Source organism: Enterobacter sp. DVT3837 (assembly GCF_056238685.1).
This window is the reverse complement of record NZ_JBWDLA010000003.1, coordinates 154,711-179,374: the sequence shown is the minus strand read 5'-3', so window position 1 is coordinate 179,374 and position 24,664 is coordinate 154,711. Positions and strand designations below refer to the sequence as shown.

Below are 24,664 nucleotides of genomic sequence, written 5' to 3'. Positions count from 1 at the left end.
GTGGTGTAATGCTCGCAGGGGTGAAGTCCGTTACGGTGCGGGTTTGAAAAGTAACTTTTTTCATCAGACTAACAACATCCATTTTAAAACTATTAGGGACTGATATATGACCGATAAAGAGGATAAAAAAAGGAACTTAAGGAAGATAAGGGGCATTTCAATCAACTGGGAATTTAATAAGCCCACTGGTAAGGAACACCTGCTATTAATTATTGCCATAGTGGCATGTATTTTCCCTGGTCAGATTTTTTTCAATTCCTCTCTATGGAGCGGCTTCCTGTATTTAATTTGTGTTGCGGGTAGTTATGCATACCTGGCTATACCTCATTTTAAACATCGTAAGGAAATCTGGAAGGGATGGCTTGACCAGTCGCTGAAAGAGTACCAGCCGCTTGATCTGCAAGCTTGGGAGGTTTTTAAGGCCCGCGTTAGTGAGGAAGGCATGACTTATGTTGCTTTTGAATCATGGATGAATACTGAGGCTAGTGCTTTATATAAAGAACCCAAACAAGAATGGTCATTTGTCGACAAAACACCGGTCGGAGAAAATGATCAGTCAGAACCTGTTCAACAGATTTCAGTAAGTAATAAAAAAGAATAGATAATTTTAATCGAAAACCGTCCTGAAAACAGGGCTAATTATCCAGAGGATTGCACTATGACTATTCAAGAAAAAAATACCGTTTTCATTTTTAATGCCTGCCACGCTGACAAGGCCACTGCCTCCAGCGCCAATGCACTTTACAGCCTGGAAGTTGAATATCCGATGACCCTGAATGATTTGTCATTGCTGTGTGAGTCTGTCGCGAAAGCGTTGGATGCACCTGGTTGCGTGAAATATGAAATTACGACCGAGCCGGTAGTGGAAGCGGATGAAGATTAATTCGGGGTGTGTACACCACGTTTTCAGGAAGGGATGTAGAGTCCCGCGACCGTGTAACGACTGTCGTTTCCAGGGATGGGCGAATAAAGATGGATAGGCTTCTCAATGTGTGAACCATGTGTGAAAGGAGAAACCACAGTGAAGACACGTGGAATGCTTTTTAAAGATGAAATAGTCAGGGCAATTCTGGCAAACCAGAAAACACAGACGCGGCGGATTATAGAGCCTCAGTACAGTTCACCTGAATGGTCGGTAAGGCCTGCGCAAACACCGCGACATCGTGGGCATACGCATGACTGGTGGCTTCCAACAGGAACTCAGCCAAATTCGGCGCTTCGCGCCTGTCCGTACGGTGTAGTTGGCGACCGTATTACTGTACGTGAAGCGTTTTCCTTGCTCGGGAATGAAGATGCGTGCGCGGTGGACTGGAATGACAACATTGTGATGGACAGATCTGAAGCAGCCCGCATTTACCGTGCGAGCTGTGAACAGCGTTCGGGGGATTATGGGCTGTGGTCGATCCCTGATGAGGCCGACTGGAAGCCCCGTACAGAAAATATGAAGTTCGAAGGTGCGTGGACACCTTCTATCCATATGCCTCGCTGGGCCAGCCGTATAGTACTGGAAATCACCGATTTGCGAGTAGAGCGGTTAAACAGCATCAGCGAAGAGGATGCGAAAGCTGAAGGAGCCCCAACCGAATGTTGTGTTATTGGCGATAAGCATTTTCTTGGCTTCCGCAGCCTTTGGAAAGACACCTATGGAGAAGACAGTTGGCAGGCCAACCCGTGGGTGTGGGTAATCAATTTTGAGCGCATTGCTGGGGAAGTCGCATGAATAATGAGGTGAGTTCGCTGGGTACGGAAAAACCCGAAGGTCCTTTTGTTCTTCTGACGTTAGTCGGTGATGGTTTTATCTTCGATGAGCGGCACGAGATTATCAGGATAAATGGAAGACCAAAGCAGGTCGGAGTAAAGCGAAATTATTTTGAATCTGATCTGGGGGAAGGGAAGGCGAAATACTGGACAGTGGATATTAATGAGGCCCATGTATTCCCCACTCTGGATGCCGCGACCGAACAGCTATGTAAATTAAGCCGACCACACCTGATTAAAATCCGAAAACTAATTCAGGAAATTTAATAAAAAACCGTCTTAATATGGTTGGGAGGTCCGGTGAAAGTTCTAAATAACAAAGGCTCAGTAATCGAATTACCCAATTTTTCAGAACTCCTCCCGAAGGTTAAATCTGATGATGGGCGATTTTCAAAGCCCAAAAATAAAATATCCAAAGAGCAACGAGCCGAACTGCGTTTGAAATTTGGTGGTCGGTGTGCCTATTGCGGCTGTACTCTGCCGGAAAAAGGCTGGCATGCCGATCATGTTGAACCGGTGAGGCGGGATTTTGAAATGGTCAGAGCCCCCGCTGGAAGTCGAGTGACACACCAGGCTCGAAGTACCGGTAAGGTCATGCATCCTGAACTGCATGCAATCGAAAATCTTTTTCCGGCTTGCGCCCCCTGCAATCTCTTTAAAGGTGCATTGAGTGTTGAAGGAATGCGGAAAGAAATAAGCCGCCAGGTAGAACGCGCCAGGGCATACAGCGTCAACTTCAGGACCGCAGAGCGATTTGGATTAATTGAAGTCACGGAGAAGCCGATTGTCTTCTGGTTCGAAATGTATCAAGCGACACCGAAATAATTGAAACCATAATAAACGAGGATAATGACGATGTTTTTACACCTGGTACCTAAAATCCTGCATCCGATGGGAAATCTCTGCACGCTGGATTCCGTGAGCGTCACGGAACTGTCGCTTCACCTGACAGGAAATGACCTGGTTGCGATGCGCCCTTATCCGAACAAGCAATACCTGGTGGGTATGCTGAAGGGTCGCAAGGCATTGAATGGATTTCTGGTCAAAATTCCCCGAGCGTTAGAAGAGTTTACGATGGTCTCCGTCTGGAATATTGAAGGATACGGCAAAATAACGCACACCCTGAAGACCTTTGTCGAAGATACGGAATATGACCTGGTTTCCCATGACGTGCTGCTGGCGCAAGGGAGCTACCGGGCACAGGCGTCTGAAGAGTATCGTGTTCACCCTGTCTATAAAAACATTGCGCCGGTACACATCGAACCGAAGATGGAGTCCCTGCTGTCGACCGAACCCAATTTAGAGAACGATGTCTGTGAAACCTATTCGTGGGGGATGCTGGTGCGTACGCGGGAAGAGGGGTTTAAGGCAATGACGATGCCATCAGCCCGTCTCAGGGAGTCTGAGGCACTGCGGGGGGATCGCCAGCCACAACCGGAGCAGGCCATTGTTATTAGCGGGTGAGTGGCGATCAGCCTGATGTCGTTGCACAGGCTGACAGACTCTCAATGGATATACCGGGGAAGTTGATTTTCCAACCTGTAGGTTATTCGGTTCGTACCCCGATTCGGTATAATTAGTTAAATCATAGTTAGTTTATTATGTGTAAGGACATAAACATGGATGAATATCTGGCGCTGGACAAGGCACTCATCGAAGTTCTAACCCCGGTTCCTAAGCCGTTCGCGACATTATTTGCCGGAGAAATCAAAGCAGAGTGTCACAGGATTGCTGCTAGGGAAAGCAATCCGCAACCATTGCGGATTCTTGACCGCCGTTTGCAATCGCTAATTAAGGACGGTCGCATTTCTTATACAACCGGAAAAGGTTGGCTTAAATGTGGTGGCACCGTATAACGGTATTTTCAATACAAAAAATTGGAAAGAATCATGACCAGCAATCGCTCCCGTGAAATCAAAACACCGCCTGTGCATATTATTGCGGATTACGTTCTTCGCTTCATGAAGAACAATAAAGAAGCGAAATTGTACGAAGCAATGAGCCGTCTTGAAAGTAAAATCAAACTCTTTATTGCTGACGGCCATGATGAGCAGCATATCCGGACACAGTTAAATCAGGCCACACAATGTCATACCAAAGAAACACTGAAACGGGCCTGTGAACGGATTTGTATTTAACCTCATGTTATACATTCTGCGAGTGGTAGGCTGGCCTTTGACATCGTAGCCAGATTCTACCACTGAAAGAGGGACGCAATTTTAATGAAATTTATCCTGTTGTTTTTCATTTTAGTCATTCTGATCTGGGGGTTTACAGGTCTGGCTTTTAAAGAAGCCATTATATTTACGTCCGTCGGACTGAGCATTTCGGTTGTGGCTTTGTCTGCTCTCCTTGTGGTAGTTCTGACATTTGTAATGGCTGCAATGTATGCAACTCAGGAACTGGGTGCGCTGGGAAAAATGATTATCGCTCAGGTTGTACTGACCGGATTATGGAACCTGGCTTTTTCTATTATCCCGGACGGAAAGTTACTTTCTTTTTTCGGCGTAAATATCTGGCAATCCGGCTCATACCTGGTTTACTTCATGGCAGTGTTGATAGCTGTTTTCGCGACGTTCGTCGCGTTCCAGAAGCAGCAGTAGTTTTTACCTGATGCACCATAAGCCTTCCGATATGGAAGGTTTTTTCCTTCAGTGCTGAGTTTATTTATAGCGGGTCTGTCTTTACACCTTTTTAAACTAAATTCTGTCCTATCTAATTTATCTATTTTTTTGCTCTTTGGGTTATTAGCCGGGAGAGTCGGTTTGTTATATTGGGTTTACACCAACCGAGGGCAAAAAAATGCAGATTAATAAAGTCATGTCTTTTCTTGATATTCTTTCTAGCTGGCTTGAAGACAATATTAATATGGAGTCTGAGCTGGTCTTCGATAATGATGTAGACAATACCACCTCAGAAGCCCTGTATCCCGCAGTGGAAAAAGCTAACGCGGTATTGAGCAAACTTGCATCTCTGTCGTCTGATACGATTCAGGCGACGCGTCAGCGTTTACAGGACGCTGTCGAAGGCAATGGGGAGGTTTCTCCTGCTGACGTCAAAGAGCTGCTCTTGGCAACCAAGCATTTGATGCTAGCGCCGGATTGCGGAGAATAATCAGATGAGCAGATTAACATTCGAGATTTCAGGGGTAAAAAAACTGCTTAAAGAAATCCAGTCAGCGGAGCAATTCCTTGCAACCGTTGATCAGCTTTTTGAGCCAACAAATTATCCGGGGGGGGTGCCTCTTAACGAAGCTGGTAAGACGGAAAAAGAAGCTTGCCTGGCAGGGGAAGTTTTCTGGCCATCGCCAAAGCATATGGTTCAGACCCGTCTGACCCCTCAGATTACTCTGGTAAAAGGCCATGGCGTCTGTCTGATTACCAATGCTTCTCTGGATGGAAGTCCTGTCTCCCGAGATACAGCTATCTATGCCCGTGGAATGAATCCGTCGCTTGATGAAGATTGGAATTATGAGTCTGATCAGATTATGGGAGGAGATGATAGTACAGTTACTGTACCGCTTGAGTGGTTTGAACTCGCAATCGAAAAGAAACTTAAGGCTTTTAGTCTCAAAGTATCCCCTACAAAAATAACGCTGGTGAATGGATAAACGAGTCACAGGCTGTATCGGTCTAACATGGTCTGTCCCTGATCTTTCAGCCAGCCGAACAGACCCACCTTAAAAGGAGTATTATGGCTGACACAAAGCGACCTATTTCCCCGCTTACACAGGCCCAAATCTATGTGTTGCATCGTCTGGCAAGCGGAACGAAGTATGAGATCTGCGGTGAATTTCGTCGGGCCCGGGAATGCCGGATGTATAGGGGGGCATCGGATGATGTGCGATGCCGTAGCACCCCGGTCCTCTTTCGGCTTGGGTTGGTTGAGCTGGTTAATCCGTCCCAGCGGCCTTTACCGGGAAGTTATTATCAGGTCAAGCTGAGCGCCACTGGGAGTGATCTCCTGAGGTCCATCGAACGCGACTAAATTTTTCAATTGGAACCGTTTTTCTCTCTGATATCAGGACGGGATGACCACAGGTACCTCGAAAAGAACCTCGCCATTGCCAACCCTGAGGCGCTATTTTTTTCTGGTCAAAATAGGCCCGTTAGCGAAAAAAAAACGGTATCTGATGTGGTGTAATGCTGTTGTCATTTCACCCCAGAAGGATAGCTACTGATGAAATTGTTTTATAGCAAACCAGTTCGCTTTATCGTCATTATCTGTGTATTTCTCCTCGGCGTTGATAACTTGAGCGATATGTTCGCCGATGTTTCCCGATCTGTATTCTACGGCGGTCTCGCTGCTCTCCTTGCAATTGCCGTCGTCATTGCCCGAGTTGGTTACACCAAAAATGCGGACAAGGCCAGCCAGGCGCAGTAACTTTTACTCAGCCACCTTTCGGTGGCTTTTTTTTCATAAGGACTGACTCATGCACAACATTGAAATTTCTACCGTCGCCATTTTCAGCGCCCAGTTTAAAAACATCGAAGACGCCGAGAATGCCGGGGCCCTATATTCAGTCGACATCGAATATCCGATGACGCTGAATGACCTGTCGCTGCTGTGTGAATCCGTAGCAAAAGCCGTTGGTGTCCCTAATGGAGTAAAGTACCAGTTTGTCACTCAGCCGCAACCGGAAGAAAGTGATTATTAACGCTTATGGCGACTGGCTGAACAGGAGAAGAACATTGCCCCATGTTGATCACACCCGGACGCTCCGGGTCCAGCTGTACGATGCCAGCCGCTTTCATGATGGCGCGACGGCGGAACAAGCTGGCGAACTGCATACTGTCGCATTCAGTAAACCCGCGATTACCGATGATATTCAGAAAATTGTGGATACCACTGCCGAGGTGCTCGGTAGACGCTACAGCGTTAACGTATTCTCAAACTGAGCGCCGGAGAAGGAGGTGTCCAGGTGACCTCCTTCTACCTTTTTTTAAATCAAAGACCGTCAAATTTAATTCCCCTGTCAGACGTCATCGGCACACTTAAAATAAAACCCGTCCTTTTCCCGGTTGCCATTTTCACTTTTCAGATATTCGTCAAAATATTTCACCACGGGTTATTTGGGCCAGAGGCCGTATTGATATAATGAGCTCACATTTCTGAAAGGAGTTTTAGATGAATAAGTCTCTGGTCAGCTTTGCGGAATTATCCGGCGATGCTATTAATCTTGCGCGACAGTCGGTTATCGAGATGGAAATGACCGCTGCCCGGGAAAAGATTGGAAAGGCTCGTTCGTTATTCCGCTCAGGTATTCATCGTGCTGTTAATGGATATCCGCTGATTCAGTCGGCGGCTAACCAGATGAGCGTCATTAAACGACTCCAGAGCGACACAGAATATCTCGATGCCTGTATTACTGAGAATCTTTGTATGTTCTCGACAGAGGGTTATCTGTACCTGTTTATGCAACGCCGCTTCATTAATGAACCCGTGTCTGAAGGCCGGGAACTGAACAATATTTCCATTTAAAGGTGACATTATGAAACCATTTGGACTTGCCGGAAAACCGCAGCCTGAGCCCTGTGGCTGCTGCTGGTACTACCCGGAGGATTGCCGTTATGCTGCTGCGAAACCGCTTTACCGCCGCAGCCAGCGTAAGGCTGAGCGTCAGCGTCAGCGTGCGACTATTACCCGCACACTGGCCGAATCACGATAGCCGTAAGGACTGCTCATGCCTGGGCTGACAGTACCCTGTTACCTGGCGGCATTATCCGCTGTGAGTGATTATGATTAAATACGTCACCACGTCGACTTCCCCGATATCACCGGAGCAAAGATGAAACTCAGTCAGTTGGAGGCGGGGATGACCGTTTGGTCACTCTTCCGAACCAAAATGGGCAATACCACCATTAAGACAGTAACTCTTCATTCTGTCGTTATTCAGGAGGTTTACGATAACCACGTTATCGCCAGCTGGAACCGCAATGCGCCGCGTCGGTTCGGGGAAACGGCGATAAGTAGCTGGAAAAAAGATAAGCCGCTACTCATCCGCGACCGTTCCGGAAGTGCCCGTTTGGCGACGCGGGAAGAAAAATCCCGAATATTGGAATCAAAATAGCGCCCGTCCATCTTATCGGTTTGGCCCGTTCCGTTCTCAGCGTATTCCGGTGATGGCAGTTTCCCCCCCCCACTTAACTGTAGGGAAACAAAACAGCTCATTGCATCCCACCTTCCTGCTGTCATTTCCCTCTTTAATCCCGTTTTTTTCGAGCCCTTAACCCGCAAACTAGCTCCCGTTCACCGGGTATGATCAGCGTGTCTGTGACCATTAATTTTCAGAGTGAGGAGAGGGTACATGAACCAAACTGAATCGGACCCGTCCGGATATACCGCAACAACGGTCGATGAAGAACGCATGGCCATCAGGGAACTGATCGGCGAAGTGGTCGGCCGCTACCGTAGACAGGTACCGCCTGATCGCGTCCAGAAAGCTACTTTTGAGGTGAATGGCGGGCTGCTCATGGGGCTTTTGCTTGCTCTGCTGATGCTGGTATGTATTATCCAGCGTGTGGCAACTGGCGACCGACTGATGAGCTTTACCGGAGAGCCTGACGTCCGGGATATTCAGTTTACCCTGATGCTGGTCATGGAGCTCGCACTTGGCATTGTTGTCTGGTTCCTGATTGCGACGGGGGACTATTCGCGTCCCTGGCTCTATCGTCTTACTCCGGCAAAACCCGTCTGGCTTTTTGATGAAGTGGAGGACTCCGATTTGGTGCTGCTTTCCAGCAATCCCTTTATCAAACGCTGGCTTCACGAGGAACTAACGAAAATCAGGCGACTGACGTATACCCGCCTCGATGAGAAACTGGAGAAAATCGCCCATTACCCGGATAGCCTAATGCACAGTTGTGTTCGTGCTCACCGTTTGTCACTGATCGCGGGTTCGAAGACTGACTGATTACAGCCGGAAAGAAGCGGGGGACCGGACGGGCTGGCGGCGTTGAGTGTAGAGATTTGCATCCGTCTGTTTCGTCAGCGATTACGTCAGCCGTCCGCTGTTACGGCCTGCGAGGCAGCAAAACCTGAAATACTTACTTATTAAATATTTAGGCGGTCGACCTGTTCGTTTGAAGGGGGCTGGGTGGTATAATGGCTTCGGTGCTGGAGGCTTTTGCCCCAGCCAGCAGAATCACTGTTTGACTGTGGTAAAAAGCAGAAAGCCCCGAGTAATTTTTTCAAATTAACCCGAGGCCCCTGATGCTAGTCACATTAAAGGTTAGCCTCTTACCTGCAAAAATGCAAGGAGAAGAAGCCATGAAACTGCCGAACCAACCCGTTGTTTTGTGCGTATTGATAGTATGTCTTACGCTGTTGATATTCACCTGGCTTACGCGCAATTCGCTCTGCGAACTGCGGCTGAAAGACGGTACGCGGGAAGTGTCGGCTGTGATGGACTACGAATCCGGTAAGTAGCTGAAAGAGGGGGGGTAACCCCCCTCGATTCAGATGTGGCCAGCAAGCCAATAGCACCTTTAGAAAAGGGTTTCTCCGGTCGGGGAAACCCTTTTTTCCTTCCGTTCGGTGGCAGACCGCCACTCAATTACCCAAGGCATTCAACAGTCTCAGTGGAATACCGTCGGATTAAAATTCTCCCCAGAACGGCTGCGGCTCGCACTGGGTACCTCCTCCTGCGTCCTGTTTAATTCTCAACGCCTCAATTTTTCGAGGACCCGCCGCAATTTCCGAACCTGGCTGGTCGTGGAGAGAGTACTGGTTTGTGGATGACATGCACTGGTCTTCTCATTGGGCTGTAGCTCATAGGACATAGCCAGTGCGGTCAGTGCTTCTTCAGCATCCAGCAGAGCTTTAATGGCCGTCTGGCGCATCTCTGCACGGCGTTCAATTATGGTCATGTTTGTCCTTGCTGCATCCGGTAAAATGACGCCGGGTATTCAGTCTTTCACGTTTTTCAGAATGGCCTGGCGGCAGGCATTCCAGATCGTCTGGGCATTCGCATCGCAGTCCACGAACCCGCCGCATTCCTGATAGATGACCTGGTAGACGCTGTCTGGGATCTTCTCCGGTACAACCGGGGAAAAGATGCTGACGGATGCCTTTCCTTCGGCGGCGTCACAGACGGCGTCCAGATGATTCGCCATCCATTCGGTTAAATTCAGATCCTCCTGAATTGCCTGCGCCTTATAGCGTTCTTTTCTTGTTACAGTGGCACGCATCTGAATTTGTACGCTCGCAGGCTCTTCGCCCTTCATCGCATTCTGAAGTGCAGATTTGGGCTGTTTCATCTTCGTTTTCATTTTCAATCGCACTATTTGGAAAGCGGCTTGTCTTCAGTGGGCTGAACCGGGGCTGTCTCCCCCGGCGTAACCAGCACACCAGCTTCACTCAGCACATGTCTCCACTGCTCATCCCGGTAGGCCGTTGCGGCGTCGGCAGAATCAAAGCATTGGTCGCAGGGCGGACAATTTACGGTAACCAGGCTCACTACCGGCTTAACGTAGTACGCTCTTCCCCGTGGATAATCTTTTCCACAAGGGGCATAGAGCTCCTCGTCCCCACCAACACGGCGGAGGTGGAATTCTGGTTGCTGGCTGGCCTGCTCGGACAGCTTCACGGATGCCGTCTGCCAAGCTGCGATAGCCCGGGTCATGTCGCTTTCATGCCTGGCAAGATCTGCATCCCGGCGAGCCAGTAGGTGCGCGATAATATTGGCTTCATCGTAATTGATGACCGCCATTAGTTGACGGGTCGCTTCATCCCAGTCCTGTACTGCGGAGCCATCCAGTGGATTAGCGAGGTGCGCCTGGTATGTCGTACGGTAATTTGCGGCAGCACCTTCCAGCTGGTGCAGTTTTTCATCCGATAGTTGTTCGGTCATTGCACAGTTCCTTTTAGATGCAGGCTCAACGCTTGCATTAAAATTCATGCCGTCTGTTTGGCTGCGGCTTTACGCTGGGCGGCGATATGGGCGGCAATCTGCTTTTTGAGGCGCTTATAGTCAGCCCTGAAGCGTGCCACGTCATCGATCTCAATCATGTACCCGCAGCTGTAACCGGCATGCCCAAACGCATCGTCATCTTCGTAGTTTGGACAGTGATCGCTTTCCCAACCCGCTGCATCCAGCAATTCATCAATAGCGACGAGGTGTGCCCTGGGCGCATTCTCAATGATGAAGTAGAGCGAGCGACCCCAGAAGTGGCTGCGGGTACCTTCGATTACAGCAGTGTCGTTCGTGGTCTGGCGGGAAAGTTTCATTGGATACTCCTTTGCCCGGAGCCGCCGGGGCGGGGGTGTGATGTTCACACCTTGTGTTTGCAGTATGCGGTCCTTTTCAGGCAACCGGGAAAGTAACTTTTCGCTGCTGCTGGTGGACTGTCGCCTATTGCTCGCCAGCCTTTTTCTTTAGATAGTTTACGTCTGACTCATCACATACCTGATCCATATGACGCTGAATCCATGCCGAGATAGTCAGGCCATTACGCTTCGCCTCACGGACATAGCGTGATTTTTTCTCCGGGGTCATACGCATCTGGACCAGTGCCGTTGCTTTGTCGGCCTCATCTTTTTTCGCGTTATCGTTGCCCTTCATATGGATCGCGTTAACGTGCTTTTCATTGTTATCGGTCATAGTGTTCTCGGTCAAACAGAGCCGCGTAGTGCGGCTCCCAGGGGGAGAGTGCAGCCGTGTCATGTCGCTGTTGAAACCGTCGGGTCAGGGGCCAGTTTCTCGCGAAGCAGTTCGGCGGCATGCATCTGGTCTTCGGCCCAGAATGGAGCGAGTCCCATAAATTCGCACCAGTACGCCAGACCGGATTTTCCGTCGTCCCGGTAAGTCCAGACCGCCTGGCCGTGACCCACGCCGGAGTCGACGGTTACATACAGCCCGGGCATGCATTCACAGGGCTCCTCGCAGTCGCAGGTGCCACTCTGGACCACGTGTACTCGTCTCAGCTTCACTGCGGTACGCAGGCGCAGGAGGTCCTCCAGCGCATCAGCGTCGAATTTCGCCGTGCTGACAAGGGTGTTTGCACTGGTTTTACGCAGCGCCTGAATACGGGTGCGAAGCGCATCGTTGCTGATAGTAGACTTAATCATCATTATTCCCCCATCTCACCCAGCTGCTTGCGGATTGAAACGCTTTCCGCACGGAGTTCATCTTGTTTTGCCAGCAGGAAACGTTTTACAAGCGCCATCGCGTCCAGAAATTCAGTGGGCTCACATTCAACCCGTTCGCACACGCTCTGAACGGCTTCCGTCACCAGCGGCATTACGTCCAGCGCTGTCTGCATTTCCGAAATCACAGAGGAGTTGCCCGCGTAACGGGTTGCCAGTGACAGAGTCTCTTTGCTCATGGCTCGCTCCTTATGCCGAGACCGGACGGACAAACAAGTCATGTGCCCCTTCTCCCTGCGGTGGTCGCTGGGTTCAATATAGGATTGAAATTCCCCGCTTATCGACCAGATGTGGCATGCGAACAGGGTAGAATACTATTCCGGATTCACGAATTATCAGCGCCAGCCGGTGACCCGCTGACGTACCCGCTGCAACCTGTGCCGAAGGTGTCGACATGATTAAAAAGGAATGTATGAAAGAACGTACACAATCCCCGGGTGAGTCGTTTGCTCACGCTGAGTTTATGGAGAAAGTCTTTACCAACTTACGGATGTTTTGTGACGCCGAATACCGACGGTTAGCCACAGGTGAGAAAGAAACCCAACAGTCGCAACCGGAAAAGACCATACATTCGCATTATCTCGTGTAAGACCCATGCCGCCGTATCCTTTCCCGATGGCCGGGCAGATTTAGCCTGGCCCGATTTTAATTCCCTCATTCTACCTGCCCCGCGTTGAGATGTTCGACAGTGATCCCGGTTATTCCTTTATAGCGATAGATAGATTGCCATTCCATATTTTGGAAAAGTAACTTTAGATGCCGTGTGACGCCGCAGTTCCCCTCTTACTCATCTTCCCTTCAGCGCATGTCACACCTTTCATGCTGACGGATCTGCATTATTGTGGGTTCTTGCAGACGGAAAAGTAACTTTTCGATAAATTCCGGCTTTTTGGTACCCGATTTCACACTAAAGTTAAATTTGGCCTCCTTAGCGAAAAATTAAAACGGACGGATCACGTACTATTACCCCGGGAAAAAAAGTTACTTTTTTTTTCGCCTCAGGTTATTAGGAAATGAATCGAACCTGGTATTGTTGTGTTGTAGCGAACAACCACCCTAAACGAAAAATTAAAAGGAAGGCCACAATGTCCACTATCGAAAATGATGTAAAAACCGCTAACAACGATATCAGCCTGCGCACTTACCTGGAGCGTTCCGGTAACGGCGCACGCAAAAGCAATGGTCTGGTCATCAACCCGGCAGTGGTCGAAGAGGAAGAAGGTTTTAACACCCGTACCGCTGGCATGGGAGAAAGCTACTACTCCTTACCCCACGTGGTAGCCCACCTGAACAGTCTTAAAGAGTCCTATAAGTCTGAGCCTTTAAGCGTACCAGCTATCGTCGTGCAGGTTCTGAATGGTCGTCCTGTTCTGCGTCAGGGGGCATGTCGTATCCGCGCCGCCGCTATGGCAAACATCGAGCTGGCAGAGGAAGGGCGTGAACTGATTTCGTTAATTCGCTGCGAGGAGTTTCGCGGTAGCCGCGCCAGTGCCGAACAGTTTACGCTGGACGGTAACTCTAATCTGGCTCTGTCTGTCGTGGCTGAGGCGCTCTCCATCAAACGGATGGTCGAAGATGCTGAAGAACCTAAAACGTTCGCAGAACTGGCCAAGCGTCGCGGTAAAACAGAACAGCACCTGCGTCAGATGGTTCGCGTCCTGGACCTGCCTGAAGCCCTCCAGGTTATGCTGGTGACAGGGGAAGTGAGCATGTATGTCGCGCTGGATGAATATCTCTACAGCGGCGATAAGGCCGTGAATAATATCACCAAAGCCATCGACGTCTATGGCAAGGCGACGGCCAAAACCCTTAAATTCGTCAAAGCTGGCAAAATTGATGCAGCCATGCAGCCGAAAGCGCCGGTCGTGCAGGAAACGAACGCAAACACCCCTGAAACCACCGTGACGGAACAAACATCCGTCGAAGGTACTACGGATGAGACCACCCCGCCGCAGCTGGTGGACGGGAATGTTGGGACCAACCCGGAGCCAACTCCGGAAAACACCCCGGAGCCGAAGGCGAAAGATCCGATCAAAACGCCAGAGCCTAAAACTGTATCGGTCTCCAGCGTACTCAACAAAAAGACCGTGACGACGATTGCGGACACGGCAATCCCGCTTTTTTCGCGTATTGCGGAAGAAGCAGAACAACGTGCCGCTAAGAACCTCAGCGACGATACGTACACCTTAGTGCTGACCAATGATGAGATGAATGCCATCTGTGAAGCCCACGGCAATCTCACGCAGTACCTGCGTAAGCATGCCGAAAAGCAGCAACAGGGCCAGGCATGATTTTCTGACCGACCCTCCACCCGGTAGGGTCGGTTACCACCACAGGTCAAGGAGAAACAGGGTAATGAAGAATATCGCGATCAACGTCAGCACGAAGGCACCATTGCAGACAGTTAAGGACCCTGTGACCCGGGTCAGCATTCAGTGTACGGCGAAGGATGAGAAGGGCGAAGACGTGGAAGTGAATATTCTCGATCTGGAGCAGCACCACACCACCAACGAAATTAAAGTGACTTTTGGCGGCTCCCCCTCCCAGGCGCTGACCATGCTCAGCCGGGTGATGGACGTGCTGCAACAGCAGGCGGACGCAGAGCTGCAACTGAATTCTTACGCTCGTTTGCAGTAAACGTAAAAGGTGAATGATCCGTTTTAATAAGTACCTGCAAACCCCATGGATACCGATTTGACGAATGGCACACCCATTTATAAATCTTAACCGCCACTGAACAGGCAATAAACAGAGTTATTGTGAACTTACATCCGAGGGAAAATAGGTGGCTACCAGCTTTTAGGATGGTGATATTCAAATAACTGCAAAATTACGAATTAGCAAGCGTATTGTAGGGAATACATAATGGTAGAATAAGATATGGTTTTAATAATTTACAACGCTTAAATCCACATTCGTCCATATTTAATATTTATGGGAATTTAAAAATATATTCAGTGTAGGTTATTAGCTAGCAGGTCGAATTTTATATAATACCAAAAAACAGGAGGTATTATGAAAACCAGTCTGGCTTACGCATCTAATTGTTCCGACTCTCTCTATTCCTTTATTTACAAGGCACTGCAACAACGCTCAGGTGCCGAAAATGAAAGTCTCTATCAGCAGGCTATTTCAGCGTGCCGTACTCCGAAGCAAAAAAAGAAAATGGCCGGTTACTACGCCGGTCCGTGGCAGATGCTGTTTAACGCCTGGTGTTACAACCGCCTACCCAACATTGCCGTACTGCCCGTGTTGGCACAGCAGTGCTTATCCTTTTTGCAGTGCGAAGAACTGATCGCCGACTGGCACTAATCACATTATGTCCTGCTGGTGGATGCTGGCAGGTCTGGAGTACCTTTAAATGTACAGATATGACAGGAACCGGCAGTCGTTCAACCTGGTCAATGCGCTTCAGCCGGTCTATCGCAACAACGGTGGCGGTTTGTTTGAGTTCGACCGCAGGAAGCAACATGAAACGGCTGATCTCATCTTCGAGGCACTGACGTTTTCCCAGGCGCCCGAACTGGAGCTGGCGAAATTTGTCCGTCTTAAATCTGTGCGCCGAATTGCACAGTTTGACGACGGTGAAGTGCGCTATGGCGTTCACGTTGAACTGGCCGACGCTGTTGATAATAATTCCTTCAGAATTTTCAAAGATGATAATACAGGTGGATTTGATTTTTATTTATTTTCTACTTCAAATAATGAAGTAGAGCTTGTCCGCTTTAATCTGGATGTCTGTGGTATTCATTTACAGGACATTTTTGAACGGTCAACCGGCTTGTGTCTGTCGTACTGAATTATTTATTAAATATTTCACTTCAGGTTATTAGCCACGAAACCGATTGTGGAATAATAATAAAAAACGACGAGGTGAAATATGAAAAATCTTAATATTCAGATTAACGACATCGCAGCAATTAACACACTTGGTGGATCAATGCTGGCGGATATCATCGCCACCCAATATAAAGTAATTGGTGATAACAAAGACACTGCGGAAATGCCTATGCCGTGTATTGCTTACGGGCAGACCCCTGCAAATATCGACCCAGGCGTCTTCATCAACCGTGTGTACTGCTTGGACAGTCAATCGCTAAGTGCCAGCCTGCGTTACGAGCTGTTTAACGGACTTGCGAACCAGGCGTTTACCTTCTTCTGCCAGTCGGGCTGGTACGGTGCATTCCGGGTGGTGTCTTTCCGTGATAACGGACCTGCCGGACTCCTTAATATCGGCATTGTCCATGAGAAGGTGTTAAACGAATTTTGCGCCGATTTTCCCCGGGCTAATGTCAGCGAAACCGGCTTTAACTGCGGCATGACGTTTGACCAGATCCGGATGTTTATTTCAGACCGGGCCTATCAGATGCCGCTCTACAACAACCAAGATCACTTCGTTAAACTCGCGAAACGCCTTGTGGCCTGACACCCAGTGCCAGGCTCAGGCCTGGCCATTATGAAGGAAATGCCCATGAGCGGATTTTTCAGCAACGAATCACCGTTATCACTGGCTCAAGCCCGCGCCGTTGCCGCCGGTTACCAGAACGTCTTTATCGAAAACCTCCAGCCAGCAGGCCATTTCCAGATTGCCATCCGTAATCATCGCGACCACGATCGCCAGCTGATCTGGCGTAACTGGAATTATGAACCCGATGCCTATGATGCGCTCAATAGCCACCTGCAAAGCCACGGACTGAAGGCCAGCTGATCAGCACAAGAACCCGGTAACTCCGGGTTTCTTTTTATGGACTCAGATGTCAGTGCTGGCAAACGGGGAAGGGAGTCTGGGTCTGCCCGGGGCCCACAGCTGGTGGTATAAGTCTGACCCGCATGCAGATGGTTTCGCCCGGTGCCGAGATGGCGCCGGGGAACTGAAAAGGTATCTTGCATCCGGAAAGAAATCGTCGTGACCTCCCGACCTGCGTGTAGATATGCCTGGCGGATGCCTGCGGTGTGTCGTCTGTAACTGAACTGAGCCATCTTAATTCGCGATCGAGAGAAAAGGGACGTGCTAGCAAAAATTAAGCGCGAGGGACTTTGATATAAATACTCAGACAATTAACGATGACTCACAGGATTTCACTGGTGCTTATGATTCTCAATATTGTTTTAACCCTCTATGTGGTTGTATGTCTTTTCTGCTGTCTATTTTTGAGAGCCCGTAATAAAAAGGCACTTTGCCATTCCCAGACCGAAGGGCGTCGGTATACGCAGGATAGTAAGAGAGGGGGGATTGCCGACGGAAATGGTTCCTTCTTTACCCCCGATACCTCAGGCGGTGATGGTGGATGTGGGGGTGGTGGTGACGCTGGTGGCGGATGTGGGGGTGGTGGTGATTGATGCTGTTCGCAGGCGTCCGCTGGTGGGGAGCTATCGACATTGGTAATTTTGACGGTTTTTTTCGTAAAGGTTGCGGCCGTGGGCTCTGGCTGGTGGGGCGTGAAGTCAGAGAATCTAAATTAAATCCGTCGTGCAGAAAAGTACCTTTTCTGAATCTGTCAGACGCATCCGGAAAGAAAATATCTCTCGGGGCAGCAAAGGCACGCCGGAGGTGATTTGCAGATTCAAGCGGGAAAGTCTATTTTTCATGCACCGAACCTATTTGGGCTGGGACGGAACCTGGTATAATGGACACATACAAAGGAGGGCATTATGAATACTTTTCTTTACGTACTGGTAGGCTGGATTGTCGTGCTGTATCTGGTTAATAAAGTGCGCGAAAAACGCAGCAAAGCGAAAGCGGTTAAAATCCTGGTGAAACGCAATGGCGTTTATCAAGAAGTGGATGCCGTAATGTTGCCCAAATACCAAGGCAGCGATGTGAGTACAGTTAAGACAGGCAATGAATCAGCCTCGCAATGGTTGAATAAAGAGGATGATATTACTGAACCGGAGTACTACAGTGGCGCTTCATTATTGAAGGCAACGAGAGATTTTGAAGCTCAACAAATGGAACAAAAATTCTAGCTACACTAGGGAAGGTGCGAACAAGTTCCTGATATGAGATCATCATATTCATCCGGAGCGCATCCCAGAGGGACATCATGAGCCATCAACTCACCTTCGCCGATAGTGAATTCAGCACTAAGCGCCGTCAGACCCGAAAAGAGATTTTCCTCTCCCGCATGGAGCAGATTCTGCCATGGCAGAATATGACCGCTGTCATCGAGCCGTTTTATCCCAAGGCGGGCAATGGCCGACGGCCCTATCCGCTGGAGACCATGCTGCGTATTCACTGCATGCAGCATTGGTACAACCTGAGCGACGGTGCCATGGAAGATGCCCTGTACGAAATCGCCTCCATGCGCCTGTTTGCCCGATTATCCCTGGATAGCGCCCTGCCGGATCGCACCACCATCATGAATTTCCGCCACCTGCTCGAGCAGCATCAACTGGCCCGTCAATTGTTCAAGACCATCAATCGCTGGCTGGCCGAAGCAGGCGTCATGATGACCCAAGGCACTTTGGTGGATGCCACCATCATTGAGGCACCCAGCTCTACCAAGAACAAAGAGCAGCAACGCGATCCGGAGATGCATCAGACCAAGAAAGGCAATCAGTGGCACTTTGGCATGAAGGCCCACATTGGTGTCGATGCCAAGAGTGGCCTGACCCACAGCCTGGTCACCACCGCGGCCAACGAGCATGACCTCAATCAGCTGGGTAATCTGCTTCATGGAGAGGAGCAATTTGTCTCAGCCGATGCCGGCTACCAAGGAGCGCCACAGCGCGAGGAGCTGGCCGAGGTGGATGTGGACTGGCTGATCGCCGAGCGCCCCGGCAAGGTAAGAACCTTGAAACAGCATCCACGCAAGAACAAAACGGCCATCAACATCGAATACATGAAAGCCAGCATCCGGGCCAAGGTGGAGCACCCGTTTCGCATCATCAAGCGACAGTTCGGCTTCGTGAAAGCCAGATACAAGGGGTTGCTGAAAAACGATAACCAACTGGCGATGTTATTCACGCTGGCCAACCTGTTTCGGGCGGACCAAATGATACGTCAGTGGGAGAGATCTCACTAAAAACTGGGGATAACGCCTTAAATGGCGAAGAAACGGTCTAAATAGGCTGATTCAAGGCATTTACGGGAGAAAAAATCGGCTCAAACATGAAGAAATGAAATGACTGAGTCAGCCGAGAAGAATTTCCCCGCTTATTCGCACCTTCCCTGAATGCCAGTGAAAATAGTATTAGGCAGAAGGTCGATTGTCTTGCTTTTAACATCGTAATTATTAAATGAATCAGCTAATACACCTAGTTTAAAAGCGAGCGTCCGTATTTTTTCTGTATTTCCAAACTCAAGATGATTGGCTTGATGTTTAAGTGATCTGATTTTATTATATATATATTGTGTGTTTCTTTCACTTAATCTGACCTGCATAAAACTCTGGCGCATGTATTCTTCAAAAAGGTTCTGGAGCTCAAACAATTCTTCAATAATAGAGGTTAACTTATTTTTAGGTTCAAAGAACATTGAGTCTTTATTTTTAATGTTTGAAGCCAGTGAAATGATTTCATAAAGAGCATCGGTAAGCAGATGAAGTGGTTCAACTGTTTTTATAATGCCTTTTTCATTCCTATAAATCATAATGTAAGGCTGGTGACGTGAAAATAAATCCTGCAAGACATCTTGTGACACTGGCGTTGTAATGAAGAAAATAAGTCCCGGCTTAAGATCTTTGTTTTTCAAATGTTCTAATTTATCAATAAGTAATACTTTCCTAATCCCGTTCGCTAGAATTAGTCCGAATTCAGTTCGATAAAGATTCCAATTTCGCTTTGTTGATGTAATAAGGGATAAATCATAATTAATATTTACGAGGTTTTCATTGATTGTCGTAATTAAGTTATGAATGTAATTGTTGTGATAAGTGGCATAACTCATAATGCCAAACTTACTTTTGAGTTCGTTGATGTGTTCGACAAGTGTTTTCAAGTACGTATAAGTTGTGCTTTGAGGAACTTTTTGGAAATTGTAAGATGACCACTCTTTAGCTATATCATAGATAAAATCGCATTCTTGTGATTCAAGGAACTTAACCAAGCGATTTCTGGAACTTTTATTGCTGTTAAATTCTTCTTCAAATCTTTCGAGCTTTCTGCAAAAAATATGAACCGACAGGCAATGGCGACGTTCCTGCTCTAATAATTGATCATCCAGGAAAATCTCAGTATTTTTGTTACGACTGAAGATAGATATGGGGGCCATTTCCATTAGCTCTAACGCATTGAAATCATAAAATCTGCTCATTTATTTCGCCTGCATAGTAATTTTAATCACTAAAAGCTATTAAGCTTTTTCCTTTTTTAAACATACGAAAGCCTTTAGAAACACGATTTATACTAACGGGGCATCTAAATTCGTGATCTGTTCAATGTATTCAAAAGAGTATTGAACGCCTCATATGATATTTTCGCTCTGAAAGCGATTCCCCTAGCTTCATTAAGAGCCTTTCTTCCGGAAGCAGATTCAGGCGATTTAAGGTACTTTAAAAGTAACTTTTCAATCTCTATAGTTTTGTCATTCTGAAGTAACTGAGAGGCCATGATGGCTCCGAGCCTAAATTGAAGCTGAATATTCACTTCTTTGTGAAACTCCAGGTGCTGACGGTGGCGGTCAGCCAGCTGGCTTCCACGGACCCTGGCACGATACAAACGCATATAGTCGGCCATTTCGGCGGTATGGCGTTGACGATACCGGTTCTTGGCTGCATTGACTACATTGCGGTTATTCAATTTATACAACCGGTTTTCGCCAGCTACGCACTGGCGGCAGCGAGTCTTATGGCCATCCTTACTTTTACGGTCAATTCCGAAGTCTAACAAGCTCTTCAGAGTCTTGCATTTTCGGCACAGCTTACTTTCAACGAGTTCAGTCATGGGTATATTATGAATTGAAGTACTTCCCGAAAGTATACCCAATTCGACTATCCATTACAATTAAACGTTTTTGGGTTAACATAATCCACGTTATACGCACTTATAATGTAGCTCCCATATTCTAATGTCACTTTTTATCCAGATAGAAACGTCACCTTAGAGTAAGCTAAACTGAATGCAATTCTAAGGGACTCAACGCATGTTGGTGACCATGTCAGATAAAGAGATCCACCGCCTACCGGTGATACAGGCAGTTTGTGAAAAGCGTCTACGCCGTCGTGATGCAGCATCACAGCTTGGCATTTCAGAACGTCAGGCGCAACGACTTATCAATCGTTACCGAGTTTCTGGTGCTGAAGGACTTGTCAGCCGCAAACGCGGCCAGCCCAGCAACCGCCGGTTGACCGAATCTCTCAAACTACGAGTACTCACGCTGATACGTGAAAACTACAGTGACTTTGGGCCCACACTGGCCGCAGAAAAACTCAGAGAGCGCCATAATATCCGGCTTTCAATCGAGACCGTCCGCAACTGGATGACGTCTGACGGACTCTGGGTCCCGCATGCTCGCCGTAAGTCACGGGTTTATCAACCCCGACATCGGCGTGATTGTCTGGGTGAACTTATCCAGATCGACGGCTCCCACCATGACTGGTTTGAAGGCCGTGCGCCAAAATGCTGCCTGCTGGTCTTTATCGATGATGCCACCGGGCGTCTGATGCATTTGCGGTTCAGCGAGTCAGAAACAGCCTTTGACTACATGCTGGCAACCCGGGAATACATCGAGCAGCATGGGAAGCCGGTATCGCTGTACAGTGACAAACACGCAATATTTCGCGTCAGTGGTCCGGAGAAACGCAATACCACCGTTACCCAGTTCGGACGTGTGCTTTATGACCTGGCAATCGAGCTTATTTGTGCCAACAGCTCTGAAGCTAAAGGCCGCGTGGAACGTGCGAATCAGACACTTCAGGATCGGCTGATCAAAGAAATGCGTCTGGAAGGTATAACCGGCATTGAGGCTGCAAATGCCTGGCTTGCCACTTTCATCGCTGACTTTAACAGCCGGTTTTCACGACCGGCTAAGTTCCCCAAAGATTTGCATCGTCCGGTGCAGGAAAGCCCCGATGAATTAAGAGACATCTTTGCCTGGCATGATGTTCGTACCGTGTCGAAATCACTGACCTTCCAGTACGATAAGATCCTTTATCTCATGGACACCACAGAAGAAAATAGCCGTCTTGCCGGTGAAAAAATTAAAGTACTGGATTATCCCGATGGCACCCTCGCCTTCCTCTATGGGCACCGGAGCCTTAAGTGCCAGGCATTTGATAAGCTGGCCTGTGTCGACCAGGGGCAGATTGTTGATAACAAACGTCTCGGGACTGTACTCCGACTGGCTCAGGTAAAACAGGATGAGCGGGAAAGCGAAGGCAAACGGGAACGAAGCAAAAAATCGCCCAGCCGTAAGGCTCAGGTGCGCATCCAGGAACAGCTCCGGGCTATCAATCCCGTTCTGGCAGACCCGAGCTTGTTTGTGGCAAGTTCAAAGCGATAGAATCGACCATCAGTGCTGCAAAGTACCGGAACAGTGAGTCCCCAAAAGGATACTTGAGATGATTAAATTCCCGACTACAAAGCGCGTTGATTTGTATAAAACTGCTGTCAGCTCTGAGCAATTACATCTAGATCTGGTTGCGGCTCAGGAGTTCATGTTCGATGCCTGGGAAAATGATGACCTGGAAGTTGTGCTGAAACTCATCAGAAAAGCTATCAAGAAATCCCCGCTCTGTGCTGACGCATACTCATTCTACTGCGAGATATCTCAAGAACCTCCTGAGTCAAAAATCGGGAAGCTGGAGACTGCTTTGTACGCAGCCAGCATTGCACTTGGCGAGGATTTTCAGGAGTTCGCAGGACGTTTCTGGGGATTTGTCGAAACACGTCCATATATGAGAGCAAAAGCAGCTTTGGCTGAGGCCTTATGGGAGTCTGGTAATTTTTATCCGGCTATGGCTCATAGCCGCGAAATGCTGAAGCTCAACCCGAACGATAACCAGGGGATTCGTCATTTATTAGCGAACTATTACCTTGAGCTTGAAATGGTGGATGATCTGGCCTTGCTACTGGACGATTATCCTGGGGATATGCGTTCGTTTTTTCAGTATACACGCGCCCTACTCGCCTACCGACAGTCATCCCCGGATGCCGATGATATCGCTAAAGCTGCGATTGATTCTAATAGACACATCCCCGGCTTGTTATCGAAGTGCAGATTACAGATCAAGTCTAACAGTGGATATATCACGTTAGGTGGAATGGATGAAGCCATTTATTATGTGAATCATAATATAAAGCCTTGGATTCGCACCTCTGGCGCAATTGATTGGATTGTAAATAATTCATTAAGTAAAATATAAGGATTTAGTTTTAATGTTTAATCTAATTATGGGCGGAGAACCTGACTATTTTGAACATTGGCCCATGTATGAACGGGTTAGTGGGAGTTGTGATTTTCCTATATCACGTATGTTAGAAGGCACCTCTGATGACATCCGGTTGAAGTTAACGCCTTTGAATGATAAAGCATTATCTTATATTGAGAAATTACCTACGCTTTTTATGTCAGAACTTTATTCCCGAGACAATGTTGAATACATTACTTTGCGACTTGGTGTAATTTCAAATCTACGAACAGTTAACAAAAATGTTGAGTTTGATTTCAGAATCACTCACTCACAAGATGATGTCGTAGTGATAAACAAAGAGTTATATCAAACAGCTTTAGAATTAGGTGCATATGGGCTGAAACGGACTCACTGGGGAATAAAAGCACGTGATTTAAATCAAACATTAGCACTTCTAAATATAACGACAAGAAGTACACCACTTCCTCCTACTGAAGCACTTCCTGATGAAGTTGATAACTACCCAATAATAGATAATGTTCAAAGTTTCATGGCGCGTGTTTTAGAACAAGATCATGAAGAAGATGCAGAAATATTTTATCGTGGACATTCTGATGTATCTTACGAGTTGGCTCCATCAGTTTTCAGGAAAAACAAAAAAGGTAACTTCAAGCATTTGCACAGTGAATCAAATTTAGTCCGTGAAGCCCTAACAGCAAGGCCAACTGAGTTTGTTGATGATAAAACAATGCTAGACAAGTTAGTAAGGATGCAACACTACGGACTACCAACTCGTTTGTTGGATATAACATCAAATCCACTAATCGCTCTGTATTTCGCTTGTTGCGACATTAGTAATAATGAAAATACAAATGAGGTTGATGGACATGTTATTATTTTCAAAACAAAAAGGGATCGTATAAAATTCTTTGACTCTGATACAGTAAGTTGCATATCAAATATATCAATGCTAAGTCAAACACTGAAAGATCAGCTGGATTGTAAAATGGACAAGGAGGCTTTCAATAAAACTGAAGCTTGTCAAAAACTCATACATTACATTAAAGATGAAAAACCTTATTTTAAAGATGTAATTATACCATCAGATTTGGAAAGGTTAATTTTCGTTAAAGGAAGAAATAATAATGAAAGGATGTCATCACAGTCAGGTGCATTCTTATTATTTGGGAATAATGCTGTTTATCCCGATTTAGTTTCAAACCCTGATGATGCTATGCAAGAGTTTAAAGTAGAAAAAATAGTGATCAGAAACAAAGCTAGAATACTTAAGGAACTCGCAAGGTTAAACATTACAGATGCGACAGTTTATCAAGGCATGGAAAGGACAATGAAACTAATTGCGGCCAAATTTTCCGCAGGAGATTGATCTTCATGTGGTTTTTTGACACACTAGCCTGTCGCTACTGGCATTGGTCCCTTGTATGCTAAGCATATGAACTCTGGTGTGT

Annotated in this window: 40 protein-coding genes; 32 read left to right on the top strand and 8 right to left on the bottom strand. The window is 47.7% G+C overall.

The genetic code is table 11. The features are described 5' to 3' along the window. Positions 1-106: 106 nt before the first annotated feature. From AC0XWG_RS24065 to AC0XWG_RS23975, 19 genes are all read left to right on the top strand, one after another. Positions 107-601 carry a hypothetical protein gene (locus tag AC0XWG_RS24065; protein WP_044255287.1) on the top strand — a complete coding sequence of 165 codons (495 nt, stop codon included), beginning with the start codon at positions 107-109 and terminating at the stop codon, positions 599-601. Between the two features lie 57 nt (positions 602-658). Then, positions 659-883, top strand: a complete 225-nt coding sequence (locus AC0XWG_RS24060; protein ID WP_022652360.1) for a hypothetical protein — start codon at positions 659-661, stop codon at positions 881-883. A gap of 120 nt (positions 884-1,003) precedes the next feature. Beyond that, positions 1,004-1,720 (top strand): ASCH domain-containing protein, encoded by a 717-nt coding sequence (locus AC0XWG_RS24055; protein WP_475681136.1) that lies wholly within the window; start codon positions 1,004-1,006, stop codon positions 1,718-1,720. Next, on the top strand, positions 1,717-2,025 hold the full coding sequence (locus AC0XWG_RS24050; RefSeq protein WP_022652358.1) for a hypothetical protein: 309 nt from the start codon (positions 1,717-1,719) through the stop codon (positions 2,023-2,025). The genes AC0XWG_RS24055 and AC0XWG_RS24050 overlap by 4 nt, the downstream gene beginning before the upstream one ends. Positions 2,026-2,058: 33 nt before the next feature. Next, positions 2,059-2,583 (top strand): HNH endonuclease, encoded by a 525-nt coding sequence (locus tag AC0XWG_RS24045; protein WP_022652357.1) that lies wholly within the window; start codon positions 2,059-2,061, stop codon positions 2,581-2,583. Between the two features lie 30 nt (positions 2,584-2,613). Next, positions 2,614-3,222 (top strand): DUF6012 family protein, encoded by a 609-nt coding sequence (locus AC0XWG_RS24040; protein ID WP_022652356.1) that lies wholly within the window; start codon positions 2,614-2,616, stop codon positions 3,220-3,222. A gap of 155 nt (positions 3,223-3,377) precedes the next feature. After that, the gene (locus tag AC0XWG_RS24035; RefSeq protein ID WP_022652355.1) at positions 3,378-3,614 is read left to right on the top strand and encodes a hypothetical protein; all 237 of its coding nucleotides are present in this window, start codon (positions 3,378-3,380) and stop codon (positions 3,612-3,614) included. 33 nt (positions 3,615-3,647) lie between these two features. Next, complete coding sequence (locus AC0XWG_RS24030; protein WP_040115198.1) at positions 3,648-3,896, top strand: hypothetical protein; 249 nt, start codon at positions 3,648-3,650, stop codon at positions 3,894-3,896. An 84-nt stretch (positions 3,897-3,980) separates the two neighbouring features. Beyond that, positions 3,981-4,361: a hypothetical protein gene (locus AC0XWG_RS24025; protein WP_015063021.1), complete on the top strand. Its 381-nt coding sequence runs from the start codon at positions 3,981-3,983 to the stop codon at positions 4,359-4,361. A 199-nt stretch (positions 4,362-4,560) separates the two neighbouring features. Next, the gene (locus tag AC0XWG_RS24020) at positions 4,561-4,872 is read left to right on the top strand and encodes a DUF957 domain-containing protein (protein WP_022652352.1); all 312 of its coding nucleotides are present in this window, start codon (positions 4,561-4,563) and stop codon (positions 4,870-4,872) included. A 4-nt stretch (positions 4,873-4,876) separates the two neighbouring features. Further along, positions 4,877-5,368, top strand: a complete 492-nt coding sequence (locus tag AC0XWG_RS24015; protein WP_040113309.1) for a DUF3085 domain-containing protein — start codon at positions 4,877-4,879, stop codon at positions 5,366-5,368. Between the two features lie 569 nt (positions 5,369-5,937). Continuing rightward, complete coding sequence (locus AC0XWG_RS24010; RefSeq protein WP_022652350.1) at positions 5,938-6,141, top strand: hypothetical protein; 204 nt, start codon at positions 5,938-5,940, stop codon at positions 6,139-6,141. 49 nt (positions 6,142-6,190) lie between these two features. Next, the gene (locus AC0XWG_RS24005) at positions 6,191-6,415 is read left to right on the top strand and encodes a hypothetical protein (protein WP_022652349.1); all 225 of its coding nucleotides are present in this window, start codon (positions 6,191-6,193) and stop codon (positions 6,413-6,415) included. A gap of 34 nt (positions 6,416-6,449) precedes the next feature. Next, positions 6,450-6,656, top strand: coding sequence for a hypothetical protein (locus AC0XWG_RS24000; RefSeq protein WP_032610492.1), 207 nt, complete (start codon positions 6,450-6,452; stop codon positions 6,654-6,656). Positions 6,657-6,885: 229 nt separating this feature from the next. Beyond that, complete coding sequence (locus AC0XWG_RS23995; protein WP_022652347.1) at positions 6,886-7,239, top strand: hypothetical protein; 354 nt, start codon at positions 6,886-6,888, stop codon at positions 7,237-7,239. A 10-nt stretch (positions 7,240-7,249) separates the two neighbouring features. After that, complete coding sequence (locus tag AC0XWG_RS23990) at positions 7,250-7,426, top strand: hypothetical protein (protein ID WP_162859439.1); 177 nt, start codon at positions 7,250-7,252, stop codon at positions 7,424-7,426. Positions 7,427-7,546: 120 nt separating this feature from the next. Beyond that, positions 7,547-7,828, top strand: a complete 282-nt coding sequence (locus AC0XWG_RS23985; protein WP_022652345.1) for a hypothetical protein — start codon at positions 7,547-7,549, stop codon at positions 7,826-7,828. A gap of 237 nt (positions 7,829-8,065) precedes the next feature. Continuing rightward, on the top strand, positions 8,066-8,671 hold the full coding sequence (locus tag AC0XWG_RS23980) for a hypothetical protein (RefSeq protein ID WP_015063019.1): 606 nt from the start codon (positions 8,066-8,068) through the stop codon (positions 8,669-8,671). A gap of 356 nt (positions 8,672-9,027) precedes the next feature. Next, a complete protein-coding gene (locus AC0XWG_RS23975) occupies positions 9,028-9,186 on the top strand; it encodes a type I toxin-antitoxin system Hok/Gef family toxin (protein WP_001447600.1) in 159 nt (52 codons plus the stop codon). A 233-nt stretch (positions 9,187-9,419) separates the two neighbouring features. Here AC0XWG_RS23975 and AC0XWG_RS23970 read toward each other — a convergent pair whose 3' ends face one another. From AC0XWG_RS23970 to AC0XWG_RS23940, 7 genes are all read right to left on the bottom strand, one after another. Then, the gene (locus AC0XWG_RS23970) at positions 9,420-9,626 is read right to left on the bottom strand and encodes a hypothetical protein (protein ID WP_044255297.1); all 207 of its coding nucleotides are present in this window, start codon (positions 9,624-9,626) and stop codon (positions 9,420-9,422) included. A gap of 39 nt (positions 9,627-9,665) precedes the next feature. Then, complete coding sequence (locus AC0XWG_RS23965) at positions 9,666-10,016, bottom strand: hypothetical protein (protein ID WP_032610485.1); 351 nt, start codon at positions 10,014-10,016, stop codon at positions 9,666-9,668. A gap of 23 nt (positions 10,017-10,039) precedes the next feature. After that, the gene (locus AC0XWG_RS23960) at positions 10,040-10,609 is read right to left on the bottom strand and encodes a hypothetical protein (RefSeq protein WP_032610483.1); all 570 of its coding nucleotides are present in this window, start codon (positions 10,607-10,609) and stop codon (positions 10,040-10,042) included. Between the two features lie 44 nt (positions 10,610-10,653). Further along, a complete protein-coding gene (locus tag AC0XWG_RS23955; RefSeq protein ID WP_032610481.1) occupies positions 10,654-10,986 on the bottom strand; it encodes a DUF5417 domain-containing protein in 333 nt (110 codons plus the stop codon). Positions 10,987-11,110: 124 nt separating this feature from the next. Continuing rightward, positions 11,111-11,359, bottom strand: coding sequence for a hypothetical protein (locus AC0XWG_RS23950; protein ID WP_050596976.1), 249 nt, complete (start codon positions 11,357-11,359; stop codon positions 11,111-11,113). A gap of 59 nt (positions 11,360-11,418) precedes the next feature. After that, positions 11,419-11,829: a hypothetical protein gene (locus tag AC0XWG_RS23945; protein WP_040115203.1), complete on the bottom strand. Its 411-nt coding sequence runs from the start codon at positions 11,827-11,829 to the stop codon at positions 11,419-11,421. Then, positions 11,829-12,083 carry a hypothetical protein gene (locus AC0XWG_RS23940; protein ID WP_032610479.1) on the bottom strand — a complete coding sequence of 85 codons (255 nt, stop codon included), beginning with the start codon at positions 12,081-12,083 and terminating at the stop codon, positions 11,829-11,831. The genes AC0XWG_RS23945 and AC0XWG_RS23940 overlap by 1 nt, the downstream gene beginning before the upstream one ends. Before the next feature lie 906 nt (positions 12,084-12,989). On the opposite strand from AC0XWG_RS23940, the gene AC0XWG_RS23935 reads away from it, so the two are divergent. From AC0XWG_RS23935 to AC0XWG_RS23895, 9 genes are all read left to right on the top strand, one after another. Beyond that, positions 12,990-14,195 (top strand): DNA-binding protein, encoded by a 1,206-nt coding sequence (locus AC0XWG_RS23935; protein ID WP_040115206.1) that lies wholly within the window; start codon positions 12,990-12,992, stop codon positions 14,193-14,195. 64 nt (positions 14,196-14,259) lie between these two features. After that, positions 14,260-14,541, top strand: a complete 282-nt coding sequence (locus AC0XWG_RS23930; RefSeq protein WP_032610475.1) for a hypothetical protein — start codon at positions 14,260-14,262, stop codon at positions 14,539-14,541. A 378-nt stretch (positions 14,542-14,919) separates the two neighbouring features. After that, positions 14,920-15,216 (top strand): hypothetical protein, encoded by a 297-nt coding sequence (locus tag AC0XWG_RS23925; protein ID WP_040113314.1) that lies wholly within the window; start codon positions 14,920-14,922, stop codon positions 15,214-15,216. Positions 15,217-15,265: 49 nt separating this feature from the next. Beyond that, complete coding sequence (locus AC0XWG_RS23920) at positions 15,266-15,703, top strand: hypothetical protein (RefSeq protein WP_040115208.1); 438 nt, start codon at positions 15,266-15,268, stop codon at positions 15,701-15,703. 81 nt (positions 15,704-15,784) lie between these two features. Then, positions 15,785-16,330 (top strand): hypothetical protein, encoded by a 546-nt coding sequence (locus AC0XWG_RS23915; protein WP_032610473.1) that lies wholly within the window; start codon positions 15,785-15,787, stop codon positions 16,328-16,330. 45 nt (positions 16,331-16,375) lie between these two features. Then, positions 16,376-16,612: a DUF905 family protein gene (locus AC0XWG_RS23910; RefSeq protein ID WP_032610472.1), complete on the top strand. Its 237-nt coding sequence runs from the start codon at positions 16,376-16,378 to the stop codon at positions 16,610-16,612. Between the two features lie 525 nt (positions 16,613-17,137). Next, entirely contained in the window at positions 17,138-17,290 is a 153-nt protein-coding gene (locus AC0XWG_RS23905) for a hypothetical protein (protein WP_158654571.1), read from the top strand. A gap of 266 nt (positions 17,291-17,556) precedes the next feature. After that, on the top strand, positions 17,557-17,871 hold the full coding sequence (locus tag AC0XWG_RS23900) for a hypothetical protein (RefSeq protein ID WP_015063011.1): 315 nt from the start codon (positions 17,557-17,559) through the stop codon (positions 17,869-17,871). Positions 17,872-17,948: 77 nt separating this feature from the next. After that, positions 17,949-18,929 (top strand): IS5-like element IS5 family transposase, encoded by a 981-nt coding sequence (locus AC0XWG_RS23895; protein WP_032430896.1) that lies wholly within the window; start codon positions 17,949-17,951, stop codon positions 18,927-18,929. A gap of 131 nt (positions 18,930-19,060) precedes the next feature. Here AC0XWG_RS23895 and AC0XWG_RS23890 read toward each other — a convergent pair whose 3' ends face one another. Next, entirely contained in the window at positions 19,061-20,158 is a 1,098-nt protein-coding gene (locus AC0XWG_RS23890) for a hypothetical protein (protein WP_040115229.1), read from the bottom strand. Positions 20,159-20,472: 314 nt separating this feature from the next. On the opposite strand from AC0XWG_RS23890, the gene AC0XWG_RS23885 reads away from it, so the two are divergent. The 4 genes from AC0XWG_RS23885 to AC0XWG_RS23870 all read left to right on the top strand — a co-directional run bounded on the left by AC0XWG_RS23885 (position 20,473) and on the right by AC0XWG_RS23870 (position 24,582). Then, on the top strand, positions 20,473-20,730 hold the full coding sequence (locus AC0XWG_RS23885) for a hypothetical protein (RefSeq protein ID WP_103216141.1): 258 nt from the start codon (positions 20,473-20,475) through the stop codon (positions 20,728-20,730). A 268-nt stretch (positions 20,731-20,998) separates the two neighbouring features. Next, positions 20,999-22,345: an ISNCY-like element ISLad2 family transposase gene (locus AC0XWG_RS23880; protein WP_076611902.1), complete on the top strand. Its 1,347-nt coding sequence runs from the start codon at positions 20,999-21,001 to the stop codon at positions 22,343-22,345. Positions 22,346-22,403: 58 nt separating this feature from the next. Further along, entirely contained in the window at positions 22,404-23,207 is an 804-nt protein-coding gene (locus tag AC0XWG_RS23875) for a hypothetical protein (RefSeq protein ID WP_000589340.1), read from the top strand. A 13-nt stretch (positions 23,208-23,220) separates the two neighbouring features. Continuing rightward, entirely contained in the window at positions 23,221-24,582 is a 1,362-nt protein-coding gene (locus tag AC0XWG_RS23870) for an FRG domain-containing protein (protein ID WP_000482601.1), read from the top strand. Positions 24,583-24,664: the final 82 nt, after the last annotated feature.